Here is a 14293-nt window from a genome sequence, read left to right on the forward strand (position 1 = left end):
ATCCGCAAGGGGCGGCCCGTCTTGAGACGCTCGACGAGATCGTCCTCGAGCAGGATTTCATCGGCGCCGCGACGAATCACGGCCAGCTGGTCTTCGAGTTCCATGTCGCCCCTTGTTCGAGATCGGAGAACCGGCCGGGCGGGCCGGACGCGCGCAAGGATACCGCGAGGCCCGGACAGACGCGAAACACGGCCGTGGTCCAGAATGGGTCCAACACGGCCTGAGGAACACGCGCATGACACAACGCTTTATCGGATTGATGTCCGGCACCAGCCGGGACGGCGTGGACGCCGTCCTCACCGAGATCCGCGAGGACGGGGCCGTCACCGTCGTGGATCACTGCCAGCTGGACTACCCCGACGACCTGGCCCTGGAACTGGCGACCGCCGCCACCAGCGAGGCCCTGCAATACCGGCACCTCGGGATGCTGGACGCACGTCTGGGGATGCTGTTCGCCCGCGCGGTCCAGACCCTGCTCGACCAGACCGGCCTGGCACCCGGCGCGATTCGCGCGATCGGCAGTCACGGACAGACCGTTCACCACGCCCCGGACGCCGAACCGCCCTTCACCTGGCAGATCGGAGATCCGTTCCGTATTGCGGAGGCCACAGGGATCGACACCGTGGCCCAGTTTCGCCCGCGCGACATCGCCGCCGGGGGCGAGGGTGCCCCGCTGGCCTGCGGCTTTCATGCGATGCAGTTCGGCGCACCGGACGAGACGCGCGCGGTGCTGAACCTCGGAGGCATCGCCAACGTCACCTGGCTGCCACCCGGGGCACCCGTGATCGGCTTCGACTGCGGACCCGCCAATACCCTGATGGACGACTGGAACCGGCGCCACCACTCGACCCCGTTCGACCGGGATGGTGACTGGGCGCGCAGCGGAACACCCGACCCCGAGCTACTGGCCCGACTGCTGGAGGACCCGTTCTTCCGGCGCCCCCCGCCCAAGAGCACGGGACCCGAGTATTTCTCCCCCGCCTGGCTGCGCCATGTCGCAGGTGACCGCCTCGACCAGCTCCGGCCCGCGGACCTCCAGGCCACCCTGGCCGAACTGACGGTGGAAGGCGTACGCCGCGCCCTGACGCATCTGGATCCGCAGCCGCCCGCCCGCCTGCTGGTGTGTGGCGGCGGCGCGCACAACCGCTACCTGATGCAGCGCCTGGCGCAGGCTCTGCCCGATACCCGCGTGGAGTCCACCGAACGCCATGGCATCCCTCCGCAACAGGTGGAAGGCGCCGCATTTGCGTGGCTGGCGGCCCGCACCCTTGCGGGGGAGCCCGGCAATCTTCCCGAGGTAACCGGTGCGCGTGGGCCGCGGGTACTCGGCTGCATCATCCCCGGCCACGCCCGCCCCACCGACCCCGCGGACCAGGGCCGGTAACAAAAAAGGCCCGATCCACCGGATCGGGCCTTCGCCTGACTCGCTTGCGGTCGGCTTCAGACCGAGAAGCTGGAGCCGCAGCCGCAGGTCGTGGTGGCGTTCGGGTTGCGGATGACGAACTGCGCGCCCTCCAGACCCTCGGTGTAGTCGATCTCGGCGCCGGCCAGATACTGGAAGCTCATCGGATCGATCAGCAGGGTCACCCCGCCATTCTCGACCACGGTGTCGCCATCACCCACGGTTTCGTCAAAGGTGAAGCCGTACTGGAAGCCGGAGCAACCGCCGCCGCTGACGAACACGCGCAGCTTCAGGTTGTCGTTGTTCTCTTCTTCGATCAGCCCCTTCACCTTGGTGGCCGCGGCATCGGTAAAGATCAGCGGGCTGGGGATTTCGATGTCCATCTCCGCTTCGGACGTCATGGGCTCGGACATTCGGGGCCTCCTGTAATAATCATTTTCATTCACGCTACGGAAGACTGAGCCCCAGAGTCAAGAATGCCCACCTTCCGTGGGATTGGTCAGGGCCTGGGTCTCGCCCGGCCCTTCCAGTTCACCCTGGAGCGGATGATCCACCCGCTTGAGCAGACCGTCGATCTGCGCACCTTCCGCCATCTGCAGCATGGTGTAGTAGAGATTGCCCACCAGACGGGCCGTCTCCCCGAGTTCCACATGCTCGCCTACATGGACATCGCCCTGCACCTCTCCGTTCATCAGCAGGTGCGGGACCGCGATATGGCCCTCGACCACGCCCCCATCCGCCACCACCAGAACGGCGGCCGGATCGGTGGTGGCCCGGATATCGCCGATCACGCGACCCTCGATGTGCAACCCGCCCCCGAACTCGACATCGCCATGGATCACCGTATTGCGCCCAACCAGCGTATCCACCTTGCCCGCCCGGCGGCCCTTCTTGCGTCCCATCATTGCATGCCCTCCAGCAGGCGATCCCAGTCGGCCCGTTCGGAAACCGGATCCAGTTCCTCGTCATCTTCGGCGCTCGCGCGCAGCGTCAGGTGTCGCGGCTCGAAGCCCTCCGGCAGCCGGATCCGGACGCGCTGATGCCGCAGCAACCGCAGCTCTTCCAGCGTACGCCCGGAATCCAGCCCCAGCGCCTCGGCATCCAGGGTGCTCGGCTCTTCCGCGTCCGCCGCGAGGCCGTCCACCTCCAGCGACCAGCGCAGATCCACCGAGCGGCCCAGCCCCGGACGGTAAAGCTGAAAGCTGACATCGAACACACCGGACTGCCCGGTCGGCTGCAACCGGAGGGCCCGGATGCCCAGACCGTCCTCGCCCGAGCCTTCCGCGAGACGCTGATAAAACGCCAGTTCGTCGCGCAACGTCTGCAGTTCTTTCTCCTGGCGCTCGATGTCACCGGCATAGGCCGCCAGCTCGGCCTCCTTGATTGACAGGTGCTGCTCGGCGCGGCGCAGCGCCTCCTCGGCGGTCTGGCGCGCGGCGACCTCCCGCTCCAGGTCCGCCCGCAGGGCGTCGATCCCTGCCTGCGGTTCCACACCCGCCGTCCCGTCGTGTCGCTCGCTGGCCAGCCAGCCCAGTCCCCCGGCGACCGCAGCCAGGACCAGCGCGATTGCCAGCAGGCCGGCCCACCACGTTCCGCGGCGCCGTCCGGACGCCCGCCGCCGAGCCGGGATCCGCGGCCGCCGGGGCAGACGCGGCACCGGAATACTCATGCGGCCAGACCCGGCATCAGGGGAAGACCGGCAGCGCGTCCAGGCCTGCGGTTTCCGGCTGGCCAAACATCAGGTTCATGTTCTGCACGGCCTGCCCGGCCGCGCCCTTCACCAGGTTGTCGATCACCGAAAGCACCATCAGCCGACCGGAATGCGGCGGCTGCACCAGCGCCACCCGACAGACATTGGTGCCGCGCACACTGGAAGTCTGCGGATGCTCCCCGGGCGACAGCACGTCGACAAACGGCTCGTCGCGGTAGCGCTGCTCGAAACAGGCCTGCCAGTCCGCGTCCGCCGCCAGCGGGCGCAGATAGAGGGTCGCGTGAATCCCGCGCGTCATGGGCACCAGATGCGGCTGGAAGATCAGCCCCACGGACTGCCCGGCCACCCCGCTCAGCGTCTGATGGATCTCCGGCCAATGCCGGTGCCCGCCGCTGGCGTAAGCACGAAAGTCCTCCTGCACCTCGGCGAACAACCCGCCGATCTGCGCCTTGCGCCCAGCCCCGCTGACACCGCTCTTGGCATCCGCGATCACGTCCGCCGGATCGATCAGGCCGGCCTCCAGCAGGGGCAGCACCGCAAGCGTCACGGCCGTCGGATAACAGCCCGGCACCGCAATCAGGCGGGCATCGCGGATGAGCGTCCGGTTCAGCTCCGGCAGGCCGTACACGGCCTCGCCCAGATACTCGGGCGCGCCATGGGCCTGCCCGTACCACTGCGCCCACAGATCGGGATCGCGGATGCGGAAATCCGCCGACAGATCGATGATGCGCGTGCCCCGCTCCAGCAGGGGCGCGGCCAGCGCGTGGGCCACCCCGTGCGGGGTCGCGAAAAAGACCACGTCGCACTCGCCCAGGGTCGCCTCGTCCGGCGCCTGAAACACCGCGTCGACCGCGCCACGCAGGCTCGGGAACAGTTCGGCCACGGGCGTGCCCGCCTCGCCCCGCGAGGTCACCACCTGCAGATCGGCCGCCGGGTGCCGCGCCAGCAGGCGCAGCAATTCCACACCGGTATAGCCGGTGGCACCGACAACCCCGATGCGGATGGGTTTGCTGTTGGTTGCATTCGTCATGCTGCGGCATGATACCGCCTTGGCCGGGGCCACGGAACGCACGCCCGCCCTGCCAGTCCACATTTGCAGGCTATTCGATCAACGGATCACACCTCATGAGCAAAGTCAGGATCGACCGCAAGGCCATCTTCGGAGGCATCTTCATCATCGCGCTGGTCGCCATTGCCGCGACCATCTGGCTGACCGACGACGGCATGCGCCCGGCGCCCGCCTTCGCCGCCACCACACTGGATGGCGAACAGGTGTCGCTGGAGGACTACGAGGGGCGGCCGGTGATGATCTCGTTCTGGGCCACCAACTGTCCCTCCTGCATTCGCGAGATCCCGGAACTGATCCACCTGCACGAGACCTACGCGGACAAGGGATTCGAGCTGCTGGCGGTCGCGCTGTCCTACGACCCGATCAACCGCGTGGAGGCCATGCGCGAGGATCGCGGGATGCCCTACAAGGTCATCCACGACAGCGACGATGCCTTTTCCCAGGCCTACGGCGGCGTACGCCTGACGCCGACCACCTTCCTGATCTCGCCGAATGGCCGCATCGTCTATCAGAAGCTGGGCGACCCGGACTTCGAACAGATCGAACGCCACCTGGAACGCTGGCTCTCGTAAGCCCGGCACCGTCCGACGAGAAGGACCTCCATGCAAGCCTACAACTGGTTCCTCAGCCTGCACGTGATCTTCATGGTCACCTGGTTCGCCGGGCTGTTCTATCTGCCCCGCCTGTTCGTCTATCACGCGATGACCGAGGACGCCCTGGGCCACGAGCGCTTCAAGATCATGGAGCGCAAGCTGTTCTACGGGATCATGACCCCCGGCGCCCTGATCACCATTGCCTTCGGCGTGGCCATGCTGGTGGATCGCTCGTTCTATCTGGCCGAGCCGTGGATGCACTTCAAGCTGACCCTGATCGCAATCCTGGTCGCCTATCACGTCTGGTGCGGCAAGATCGTGCGCGACTTCCGCGACGACCTGAACCGTCGCGATCACACCTGGTATCGCTGGTTCAACGAGGTGCCGGTTCCCATCCTGGTGGGCGCGGTGGTGCTGGTGATCAACCGCTCGATCCCCGACGCCCTGATCGCCATCGGGGTGGTGCTCGGGATCTTCCTGCTGAGCGCGCTGATCGCGCTGTGGCGAGCCAGTCGCAACGGATAGCGGGTCCCCCGGACAACCGCGGGCGCCGGAACACGGACTCCCGGCGTCAGGTCTTGCCGGCGCGCACCAGACCGCCCAGCCCCGCCTGGACCAGGGCGTTATTGAGCAGCGAGCGGATCTGATCGGCGTTTTCCAGCAGCCGGCATTGCGCCAGCAGCGCCTCGGCGCGGTCGGTGGAGAAGCTGCGGATGACCCATTTCACCCGCGGGATCGAGGACACGCTGACACTCAGGCTGTCGATCCCCATCCCCAGCAGCAGGATCACCGCGGCCGGGTCAGCCGCCATCTCCCCGCACACGCTGACCGGCTTGCCGGCCCGGTGCGAGCCCTCGGTGATCGTCTCCAGCGCGTGGATGCAGGCCGGGTGCAGGGTGTCGTAGAGGTGCGCCACGCGGGCGTTGTTGCGATCCACCGCCAGCAGGTACTGGACCAGATCGTTGGTGCCCACCGAAAGAAAATCCACCCGCCGGGCGAGCATCTCCGACATGTAGACCGCCGCCGGCACCTCCACCATCACGCCGACCCGCGGCATCGGGATGCGGAAGCCCTCGTCCAGCAGTTCCTCGCGCGCCCGGTTGAGCAGGCTCATCGACCCCTTCAGCTCGTCCAGCGCCGAGATCATCGGGAACAGGATCTGCAGGTTGTCGTGCGACCGGCTCGCCTTGAGCATCGCCCGCAGCTGGGTCAGGAAGATCTCCGGGTGGTCCAGCGAGATGCGGATGCCGCGCCAGCCGAGGAACGGATTGTCCTCCTTGACCGGGAAGTACGGCAGGGCCTTGTCGCCGCCGATATCCAGGGTCCGCAGGGTCACCGGCATGGGATCGAAGGAGGCGAGCACCTGCTCGTACAGCTGGACCTGCTCCTCCTCGCCGGGGAACCGGTCGCGGATCATGAACGGGACCTCGGTTCGGTACAGCCCGACCCCCTCGGCCCCGGATTCCAGCGACGGCTTGATGTCCGCCAGCAGACCGGAGTTCGCCAGCACCGGCACGGCAACCCCGTCGCGGGTCTCGGCCGGGTCCTTGGCCAGCGCCCGCAGGTCCTCCGCCAGCTCGCGCTCCTCGCGTACCAGGCGCTCGAACTCCGCGCGCAGTTCGGCGTTGGGGTTCACGAACAGCCGGCCACGATAGCCGTCGACCAGGATCTCGCGCCCTTCCAGCCGCCCCACCGGCAGCTCGGACACCCCCATCACCGCCGGGATGTTCAGGGCACGCGCGAGGATCGCGATATGCGAGGAGCCGGTCCCCTTGGCCGAGACCATCGCCCCCAGCCGCTCGATCGGCACCTCCGCCAGGTGTGACGCGGTCAGGTCGTCCCCGACCAGGATGCCGCCCTCGGGAAACTCGTCCTGGCTGCGATCCGCCGGCAGCAGATGCGACAGCACGCGCCGACCGAGGTCCCGCACGTCGGCCGCGCGCTCACGCAGGTACGGGTCCTCCATGTCCTCGAACACCCGCACGCTCTCGCGCACCGTGTCGCGCAGCGCGGCGGGCGCCCACTGGCCGTTGCGGATGCGCGCCTCGGTCTTGTGCACCAGCGAGTCGGACCCCAGCAGCATCAGGTAGGCATCGAACAGCACCTGCTCGTCCGGGCCCAGGGCCTCGCCCATACGCTGCTTCAGGTCCTCGATCTCGGTGCGCGTCTCCGCGACCGCCTGCTTGAAGTGCTCCAGCTCGCCGTCCACCCCGGCACTCTCGCGATCCGGGATGGAATCGAGATCGGCCAGCCGGTAGGCCACCACGGCGCGCCCGATGGCTACGCCGGGCGAGCCGGCGATGCCGGTGGCCTCGACGTTCACATGACCGATCAGCGGGGTCTCGGAGGAGATCTCGTCGTTGAACTCGGCGTAGGCGATCGCCCCGGCCAGCTGCGCGGCCAGGGTGATCAGGAAGGAGACGTGTTCGTCATCGAACTTGCGCGCCTGGTGCTGCTGCACCACCAGCACGCCCAGCAGGCTGCGCTGATGGATGATCGGCACGCCCAGGAACGCGAGGAAGTGCTCCTCGCCGGTCTCCGGGAAATAGCGAAAGCGCGGGTGATCCTGGGCGCTGTCGAGGTTGACCGGCTCGGCGCGCGAGGCGACCAGACCGACCAGGCCTTCCGACGGGTCCATCTCGACCTGCCCCACCGATTCCGAACGCAGACCTTCCGAGGCCATCAGCACCAGGCGCCCGGACTGTGGCGACTTCAGGTAAATCGAGCAGACATCGATCTCCAGCGCCGCCTTCACCCGCGTGACGATGATGTGCAGTGCTTCGAAGAAATCGGCCGCACCATTGACCTCCTGCACCACGCGGCGCAGGACCTCGAGCATCGAGGGCTGCTTCGGGACCGTCAACGCGAGGACACCGACGGGCGGTTCAGCGAGGGTTCCGGGGTGCGGCTATCGGAACCGCGGGCGCGCCCCTGATCCAGCTCGGGGAACATCAGCGGCACCAGTTCGCACAGCGCCCGGCGGTAGACCTGGCGCTTGAAGTGCACGACCTCGCGCGCCGGGCGCCAGTAATCGATCCAGCGCCAGTCATCGAATTCCGGGGTTTCCATTGCATTCAGCACCACGTCGTTCTCATCTCCGACCATGCGCAGCAGGAACCAGCGCTGCTTCTGGCCGATGCAGACCGGGCGTTGATGGCGCCGGACCATGCGCTCCGGCAGGCGATAGCGCAGCCAATGGCGGGTGGCGCCCAGCACCTCGACGTGCCGGGGGAACAGGCCGGTCTCCTCGCGCAACTCGCGGTACATCGCCTCTTCCGGCGTTTCTTCCGCGTGCACGCCCCCCTGGGGGAACTGCCAGGCCTCCTGACCGACCCGCTTGCCCCAGAACAGCTGTCTTTCCGCGTTGCACAGGATGATGCCTACGTTTGCGCGATACCCGTCACAATCAATCACTTGCATCAGCCAGACGCTTTTCTATTACTGGCATTGTTCCACAGCGGACGCCCTGGCGGCAAAGCCCCTACCCGGCCTCCGGTGCCGGCCCGACGGGGGATGCGAGGCTGCAGGCTGCCACGCCCGCCGGTACACTTTCGCCCGACTCATGCCAACCCGAGAATCACCTCATGGCCCTGGCCCTGTTCGACCTCGACAACACCCTTCTTGCCGGCGACAGCGATCACGCCTGGAACCAGTTCCTGGCCGAGGTAGGCGCCGTGCACCCGACCTGCCACGCCGAGACCAATGACCGCTTCTACCAGGAGTATGTCGCGGGCGTGCTCGATATCCACGAGTTCTGCCGCTTCGCGTTCAGCCCGCTGGCCGAGCACCCGCGCGCGCAGCTGGAACAATGGCGCGAGCAGTTCATCGAGACGCTGATCCGGCCGATGATCGCCCCCGGCGCCCAGCGTCTGCTGGACAAGCACCGCGAGGCCGGAGACGAGCTGGTCATCATCACCGCGACCAACCAGTTCGTGACCCAGCCGATTGCCGACCTCCTCGGCGTGGACCACCTGATCGCCACCCTGGCGGAGGAACGCGAAGACGGGGAGTTCACCGGCGAACTGACCGGCGTGCCCTGCTTTCAGGAGGGCAAGATCGAGCGCCTGCGCCAGCACCTCGCCGATCACCCGGATCCCGAGGGCACCATCACGCAGGCCAGCTTCTACAGCGACTCACGCAACGACATCCCCCTACTGGAGCAGGTCGGCCGCCCGGTGGCCGTGGATCCGGACCCCACCCTCGCGGAACATGCCCGCAACAAGGGCTGGCCGGTCATCTCGCTGCGCGACACCACGGCTTAAGGCGACACCCGAGCCACTGGCTCGGGTGAGTTGATTGCACCACGAAGCCCACGAAGGCACGAAGAAAGGCAAGGTCAAGGGCGTTTTCACCACGGAGGGCACAGAGATCACGGAGAAAGACAGGGGGGGGTTCGGGATGATTGTTCAGGATGACCCGTAGGCTGGAACCAAGCCATTCGGCGCCAGCAAGGCTTGCAACAAAAGGATTTTCTTCGAGCCTTCGTGCGCTTCGTGGTGCAACCGCCCTTGACCTTTACAGTGCTGACGCCGCCTGGCGCGTAGAGCGATCTGCGTTACTCAAAGACCGCCGCGATCTGCGCCAGGCGCTGGCCGGCCGGGGTATCACCCTTGCCGGCGGCCACGACCGCATCGCGGTAGCCGGTCACCAGCTCCGGCACCACGGCCGTCACCTGCTTGCGGCGCAGACGCCCGGCGCCGGTGACCGGCCAGGTCGCGCGGAAGTCGCAGTTGTCGAGCGCATCGCAGACCCACAGGCTCCACTCGTGCCGCGTCACGTCGATCTCGTGCTGGCGGATCACCAGGCGATAGACATGCTGGGCATTCATGTCCGCCATGCCCACCCCGGGACCCACGTGCTCCACCTGCAGCTCGGCGGCGATCCGGTTGATCTCCTGCTCCAGCGCGGCCAGGGCCTGGTCGACCTCCGCATTCAGCGTACCGCCGGCCTTGGCGGCGACCAGGGGACGGATAGTCTCGACTTCGAACTCGTGGCTCATGCTGCGTACACTCCCGGGATTCGGAACAGGAACGCCCCGGGGGTGCCGGGGCGCGCGCAACCTTAGCACGGGAGCCCCCACTCATGAATCATCCCCCGATCGCGCTGACCATTGCCGGCTCCGACCCCGGCGGCGGTGCGGGTCTGCAGGCCGACCTGACCACCTTCACCCGCCTCGGGGTACACGGCGCCACGGCGGTGACTGCGATCACCGTGCAGGACACCCGCAACGTGGTGGATTTCACCGTGCTGCCGCCGGAGCAGCTGCGCGCCCAGATCGAGGTCACCCTGGCCGATCTCGAGGTGGCGGCGATCAAGATCGGCATGCTGGGCTCGGTGGAGAACGTCACCGTCATCTCCGCGCTGCTGGGCGCGCACCCGCATATCCCGGTAGTACTGGACCCGGTAATGGTCGCCGGCGGCGGCGGCGCGCTGGCGACCGAGGCGGTCGTCGACGCCACGCGCGAGGCCCTGCTGCCGCGGGCCACGCTGATCACCCCGAACGGACCCGAGGCCGCCCGCCTGGCCCGCAGCGAGGACCCCGCGCAGTGGGGCCACCAGCTGCGCCAGCTGGGCGCGCGCAACGTGCTGGTCACCGGCGGGCACGAGGGCACCGAACAGGACCCGATCATCAACCGCCTCTACCGCGAGGACGACCACGTGCGCCCGTTCGAGCTGCCACGCCACCCGGCCGGCTTCCACGGCTCCGGCTGCACCCTGGCCGCGGCGATCGCCGCCTTCCTCGCCCGTGGCCGCGATATCGAGCCAGCCGTAATCGAGGCCCAGGCCTTCATGAACGATGCCATCTCCCGCGGCTACGCCCCCGGTCACGGCCAGCACATCCCCAACCGCCTGTGCCCGCATGACGACTGACAGCCGAGCGCCCCTGCGCGGGCTTTACTTCATCACCCCCGCGGTACCGGAGAGCGCGGACCCGCGCGCGACCCACCTCGCCCATGCCACAGCCGCGCTGCGCGGCGGCGCCAGCCTGATCCAGTTCCGCGACAAGCAACTCGCGGGCGACGCGCGCGAGGCGATCGCCCGCGAGCTGGTCGCCCTTGCCCACACGCACGGTGCGCGCTGCATCATCAACGACGACACCGAGCTGGCCGCGCGCATCCAGGCCGATGGCGTGCATCTGGGTCGCGACGACCCGGACCCGGCCGCAGCCCGCGCGCTCCTAGGGCCGGACGCGGTCATCGGGGTCTCCTGTTACAACGAACTGGCGCGCGCCGAAGCTGCCGCCCGGGCCGGCGCGAGCTATGTCGCCTTCGGCACCATGTTCGCCTCCCCGACCAAGCCAGAGGCCGCCTTTGCCGGACCGGAGTTGATCCGTCAGGCGCGCACAGCCCTGGACCTGCCGATCTGCGGCATCGGTGGCATCACCCCGGACAACGCGGCCGAGGTGGTCACGGCCGGGGCGGATCTGGTCGCCGTGATCCAGGGCATCAGCGCCGCGCCCGATCCAGAGGCCGCCGCCCGGCGCATCAGCACACTGTTCGACTGACCACTTTGCACGCGCCCGCGGCCGTCGCTATGGTTGCCGGGCCTACCGAATCCCGAACTCAACGAAATACAGGACACCGTCATGCAGGAAACCGAGCGTCTGTTCGAGGCCGCCAAAGAACACATCCCCGGGGGCGTGAACTCCCCGGTCCGCGCGTTCAAGGGCGTGGGCGGCACCCCGATCTTCATGGACCGCGCCAACGGTGCCTACATGTGGGACGCCGATGGCCAGCGCTACATCGACTACATCGGCTCCTGGGGCCCGATGGTCGCCGGCCACGCCCACCCCGAGGTGATCGAGGCGGTGCGCGAGGCCTGCAACAACGGCCTGTCCTTCGGCTGCCCGACCCGGCTGGAGAACGACATGGCGGCGAAGGTCTGCGAGCTGGTGCCGTCGATGGACCTGGTGCGCATGACCAACTCCGGCTCCGAGGCGACCATGAGCGCGATCCGGCTGGCGCGCGGCTACACCGGGCGCGACCGCATCGTGAAGTTCGAGGGCAACTACCACGGCCATGGCGACTCGCTGCTGGTGAAGGCCGGCTCCGGCGCCCTGACCCTCGGCCAGCCGAGTTCGCCCGGCGTGCCGAAAGAACTGGCCGCGCTGACCAGCACCCTGACCTACAACGACGCCGACGGCGTGCGCGCCTTCTTCGCCGAGAAGGGCGACGAGGTCGCCTGCATCATCGTCGAGCCGATCGCCGGCAACATGAACTGTATCCCGCCGGAACCGGGCTTCCTCGAGACCCTGCGCGAGGTCTGCGACCAGCACGGCGCGGTACTGATCTTCGACGAGGTGATGACCGGCTTTCGCGTCTCGAAAAACTGCGCCCAGGGCTATCTCGGCGTCACCCCGGACCTGACCACGCTGGGCAAGATCATCGGCGGCGGCATGCCGGTGGGGGCCTTCGGCGGCAAGCGCGCGATCATGGAACACCTCTCGCCGCTGGGCCCGGTCTACCAGGCCGGCACCCTGTCCGGGAACCCGATCGCGATGACCGCCGGGCTCAAGACCCTGGAGATCCTGTCCCGTCCGGGCTTCCACGACGAACTGGAGCAGCGCACGAAGAAGGTCGTCGCGGGCTTCGAGGACGCCGCGCGCGAGGCCGGGGTCGCCCTGACCACCAACCAGGTGCCGGGCATGTTCGGCCTGTTCTTCTCGGACCAGAAGGTCACCGACTTCGCCGGGGCCACCGCCTGCGACACCGCCGCCTTCGGCCGCTTCTTCCACGCGATGCTAGGCGAGGGCATCTACCTGGCCCCCAGTGCCTTCGAGGCCGGCTTCATGTCCAACGCCCACTCGGACGCGGACCTCGACGCCACCATCGAGGCCGCCCGCAAGTGCTTCAAGGCGCTCTGAGCGCGCTTTCTCCCCCCTGAACAGTGGGCCGGCAACCCCAGCGGCTTGCCGGCCCACTGTGTCCTGACTCACGACCCGGCACCACGCACGAATGATCGACACGCTCATCCAGTCACCGTTGGCGCTGGGGCTGCTATTTGTGCTTCTGGGGCTGGTCGCCGGTATCCCGGCCGGGATGTTCGGCATCGGTGGCGGGCTGATCCTGGTGCCGGTATTTGTCGCCATCTTCAGCCTGTTGGCCTTCGACTCGGCCAGCCTGGTGCAGCTCGCGGTCGGCTCCTCGCTGGGCGCGATCATCCCCACCGCGATCCTCTCCGCCCGCGCCCACCACCGCCGCGGCGGAGTAGACGGCACGGCCGTGCGGCGCCTGCTGCCGGGGATCATCGTCGGGGCCCTGCTCGGGGCCTGGCTGGCCACGCGCATCGACTCCGACCACCTGGGGCGCATCTTCGGCGCCTTCGAGGTCGCGATCGGAATCTGGATGCTGCTCAACGTTCAGCCGCCGAAAGCGCCCGTGCCGAGGCGCAGCGCCTGGCTGGGCGGCGGCACCGTGATCGGGGCCGTCTCCTCGTTGATCGGCATCGGCGGCGGCACGCTGACCACCCCGTTCCTGGTCAGCCAGGGGCTGGAACTGCGCCGGGCGATCGGCTCCGCCGCGGCCCTCGGCGTGCCGATCTCCATCGGCGCGAGCCTGGTGTTCGCCCTGCCGCAGTGGACCGATCCAACCTACCAGGCGCCGGAGTGGGCGCTGGGCTATCTCTATCTGCCGGCCATCCTCGGCGTGGTGATCGGCACAGCCATCAGCGTACGTGCAGGTGTCTGGCTCACGCATCACCTGCCCGTCGCCATCCTCCGCCGCGGCTTCGCCGGCGTGCTGATCCTCGCCGGCATCCTGATGCTCCTGCGCTAGCCCCACGGGTCAGCGCTCCCCTGTGCGTGAACGGGCGGTTGCGCCATGGCGGTGGCAGCGACTGTTTCGCCATTCGGTGTTTACGGCGCCTTCGGTCCACCGCCTGCCTGATGGTGGCTGGCCCTGGAGTGGCATCCGGTGTTTACGGTGGCTCCGGTCCACATACTGCCAGGCGCTGACTCGCCAGCGCGCCCCGAGTGACTTCTTTGCTCGTGCAAAGAAGTCACCAAGAAACACGCCCGACTGCCGCGACCCCGGCCCGCTGTGCGGGCCGGGGTTTCCCTCGCTCCGAGGCTTTTCGCGGGCGGCGCTGAACTCGCTACGCCTTCGGCTCCGCTCAGACATCCAGCGCCTTTTCTCCCGCGAAAACCCTCTCCACTCGGCGCGACGACAACGGGGGGTCAAGGTCAAGACACCGGCCATCCCGACGGTCTTGCCAGTGGATGAAGGCTGGGTTTTCGAACACCCTGGGCACGCTCGGCCTTCGGCCGTTGCGTGAGTAGTGTGCTGAGTTATGTGCAGAAGCTGGCAGGAGGTGAGCGGCCATGGTATTCGGGTTGGTTAGCGACCACCGGAACCCCTCAAGGAGGGCGAGACCATGACCACTCACAAGAGCCAGGCTACTGCGGATCGCACGTCACTGCGAGCGCTTTTGGGGACAGACGAGGAACTGATGCGCACGCTGGTGCGCGAGGCGGTCCAGCAGGTTCTGGAAGCCGAGATGAGCGACCAGCTCCAGGCGGC

General features: G+C 68.0%; 16 protein-coding genes (1 of these 16 running past the window's edge). 8 read left to right on the forward strand and 8 right to left on the reverse strand.

Annotated elements, in window-relative coordinates:
• Window positions 1–104 carry the beginning of a tyrosine--tRNA ligase gene (gene tyrS, locus F793_RS0111745; protein ID WP_018865813.1) on the reverse strand. The gene continues 1111 nt to the left of window position 1, outside the view, so 104 of the gene's 1215 nt are visible here — the first part of the coding sequence; it begins with the start codon at window positions 102–104; the stop codon falls past the left edge of the window.
• A gap of 131 nt (window positions 105–235) precedes the next feature.
• Between tyrS and F793_RS0111750 the strand changes: the two genes are divergently transcribed.
• On the forward strand, window positions 236–1384 hold the full coding sequence (locus F793_RS0111750; RefSeq protein WP_018882486.1) for an anhydro-N-acetylmuramic acid kinase: 1149 nt from the start codon (window positions 236–238) through the stop codon (window positions 1382–1384).
• A 56-nt stretch (window positions 1385–1440) separates the two neighbouring features.
• Here F793_RS0111750 and erpA read toward each other — a convergent pair whose 3' ends face one another.
• From erpA to argC, 4 genes are read right to left on the reverse strand one after another with little or no spacing between them, the layout of a single operon-like run.
• The gene (gene erpA / locus F793_RS0111755; protein ID WP_018865815.1) at window positions 1441–1815 is read right to left on the reverse strand and encodes an iron-sulfur cluster insertion protein ErpA; all 375 of its coding nucleotides are present in this window, start codon (window positions 1813–1815) and stop codon (window positions 1441–1443) included.
• A 57-nt stretch (window positions 1816–1872) separates the two neighbouring features.
• Window positions 1873–2307 (reverse strand): polymer-forming cytoskeletal protein, encoded by a 435-nt coding sequence (locus F793_RS0111760; protein ID WP_018879965.1) that lies wholly within the window; start codon window positions 2305–2307, stop codon window positions 1873–1875.
• Window positions 2304–3059: a DUF6776 family protein gene (locus F793_RS0111765; protein ID WP_018880817.1), complete on the reverse strand. Its 756-nt coding sequence runs from the start codon at window positions 3057–3059 to the stop codon at window positions 2304–2306. Before F793_RS0111765 ends, F793_RS0111760 begins: the two co-directional genes overlap by 4 nt.
• Before the next feature lie 28 nt (window positions 3060–3087).
• Window positions 3088–4143 (reverse strand): N-acetyl-gamma-glutamyl-phosphate reductase, encoded by a 1056-nt coding sequence (gene argC, locus F793_RS0111770; protein WP_018882487.1) that lies wholly within the window; start codon window positions 4141–4143, stop codon window positions 3088–3090.
• Window positions 4144–4238: 95 nt separating this feature from the next.
• On the opposite strand from argC, the gene F793_RS0111775 reads away from it, so the two are divergent.
• A complete protein-coding gene (locus F793_RS0111775; protein ID WP_018865819.1) occupies window positions 4239–4754 on the forward strand; it encodes a peroxiredoxin in 516 nt (171 codons plus the stop codon).
• A 30-nt stretch (window positions 4755–4784) separates the two neighbouring features.
• A complete protein-coding gene (locus F793_RS0111780; RefSeq protein WP_018876062.1) occupies window positions 4785–5300 on the forward strand; it encodes a CopD family protein in 516 nt (171 codons plus the stop codon).
• 46 nt (window positions 5301–5346) lie between these two features.
• Here the strand turns inward: F793_RS0111780 and ptsP are convergent, their stop codons facing one another.
• Together ptsP and F793_RS0111790 are read right to left on the reverse strand one after the other, a co-directional pair.
• Window positions 5347–7614, reverse strand: coding sequence for a phosphoenolpyruvate--protein phosphotransferase (gene ptsP, locus F793_RS0111785; RefSeq protein ID WP_018876061.1), 2268 nt, complete (start codon window positions 7612–7614; stop codon window positions 5347–5349).
• A 20-nt stretch (window positions 7615–7634) separates the two neighbouring features.
• Window positions 7635–8195, reverse strand: coding sequence for an RNA pyrophosphohydrolase (locus tag F793_RS0111790; protein ID WP_018882488.1), 561 nt, complete (start codon window positions 8193–8195; stop codon window positions 7635–7637).
• Window positions 8196–8359: 164 nt separating this feature from the next.
• Here F793_RS0111790 and F793_RS0111795 point away from each other — a divergent pair, with 164 nt between their 5' ends.
• On the forward strand, window positions 8360–9037 hold the full coding sequence (locus F793_RS0111795) for an HAD family phosphatase (protein ID WP_018880819.1): 678 nt from the start codon (window positions 8360–8362) through the stop codon (window positions 9035–9037).
• Window positions 9038–9330: 293 nt separating this feature from the next.
• Here the strand turns inward: F793_RS0111795 and F793_RS0111805 are convergent, their stop codons facing one another.
• Window positions 9331–9774: a hypothetical protein gene (locus F793_RS0111805; protein WP_018882489.1), complete on the reverse strand. Its 444-nt coding sequence runs from the start codon at window positions 9772–9774 to the stop codon at window positions 9331–9333.
• 83 nt (window positions 9775–9857) lie between these two features.
• Between F793_RS0111805 and thiD the strand changes: the two genes are divergently transcribed.
• The 4 genes from thiD (at window position 9858) to F793_RS0111825 (ending at window position 13549) form a co-directional block, all read left to right on the forward strand.
• On the forward strand, window positions 9858–10646 hold the full coding sequence (gene thiD / locus F793_RS0111810; protein ID WP_018882490.1) for a bifunctional hydroxymethylpyrimidine kinase/phosphomethylpyrimidine kinase: 789 nt from the start codon (window positions 9858–9860) through the stop codon (window positions 10644–10646).
• Complete coding sequence (thiE, locus tag F793_RS0111815) at window positions 10636–11280, forward strand: thiamine phosphate synthase (protein ID WP_018882491.1); 645 nt, start codon at window positions 10636–10638, stop codon at window positions 11278–11280. The genes thiD and thiE overlap by 11 nt, the downstream gene beginning before the upstream one ends.
• A gap of 81 nt (window positions 11281–11361) precedes the next feature.
• Window positions 11362–12639 carry a glutamate-1-semialdehyde 2,1-aminomutase gene (gene hemL / locus F793_RS0111820; RefSeq protein ID WP_018882492.1) on the forward strand — a complete coding sequence of 426 codons (1278 nt, stop codon included), beginning with the start codon at window positions 11362–11364 and terminating at the stop codon, window positions 12637–12639.
• Window positions 12640–12730: 91 nt separating this feature from the next.
• Window positions 12731–13549, forward strand: a complete 819-nt coding sequence (locus F793_RS0111825) for a sulfite exporter TauE/SafE family protein (protein ID WP_018882493.1) — start codon at window positions 12731–12733, stop codon at window positions 13547–13549.
• Window positions 13550–14293: the final 744 nt, after the last annotated feature.

The sequence above is a fragment of the Thioalkalivibrio sp. ALE22 genome (genome assembly GCF_000381445.1).
Taxonomy (GTDB): Bacteria; Pseudomonadota; Gammaproteobacteria; order Ectothiorhodospirales; family Ectothiorhodospiraceae; genus Thioalkalivibrio.